We start from the raw sequence: 654 nt of genomic DNA on the forward strand, positions 1-654 counted from the left end.
GCGCAGGATTTCACACCACTCAGTGACGCGCGCGCCAGCGCCGATTACCGCATGCAGCTCGCCAGGAATTTGCTGCTGCGTTACTTCTTCTGCTTACAAGGTGAAGACGTCACCATGGAGGTTACGCACCATGTCGAATAACACCGAGTCGCATAACATCTTGCAGCCTACACTCACCCAAACGGCGTTGCAGGCGCAATTCTCTCAGCCGCTGTCTGGCGCTGTTGGGCACAGCCGTATTCACGAAAGTGCCGCCCTGCACGTCAGCGGGGAAGCACGTTACATCGACGATCGACCCGAACCGGAGGGGCTGCTGCACCTCTGCCCGCGCCTGAGCGATCACGCCCATGCCCGCATTCTGAAGATTGATGTTGAACCCTGCTATCGCATTCCCGGCGTGGTGGCGGTGCTGACCCGGCAGCAGATCCCAGGTAACCCGGATATCGGTGCACTGGCTCCGGGCGATCCGTTGCTGGCCGATGAGGAAGTGAACTATGCCGGGCAGATGGTGCTGGTGGTAGCGGCAGAATCCCGTGAGGCGGCGCGATTGGGCGCGCGGGCGGCAATCATCGACTACGAGGTGCTGACACCGATACTGGATGTGCGTGAAGCGCTGGAAAAGCAACATTACGTTGAACGCCCCTTTGTGCAGCA

Annotated in this window: 1 protein-coding gene and 1 pseudogene; both read left to right on the forward strand. The window is 60.1% G+C overall.

Annotation, left to right across the window (positions count from 1 at the left end):
• A partial coding sequence (locus tag J5224_RS33405) for a hypothetical protein (protein ID WP_264629183.1) occupies window positions 1-141 on the forward strand: 141 nt, incomplete at its 5' end.
• Window positions 131-654 (forward strand): annotated as a pseudogene (locus J5224_RS33410) (xanthine dehydrogenase molybdopterin binding subunit); the annotation flags it as partial. The gene J5224_RS33405 and the pseudogene J5224_RS33410, both read left to right, overlap by 11 nt.

The sequence above is a fragment of the Candidatus Symbiopectobacterium sp. NZEC135 genome, from assembly GCF_025962695.1.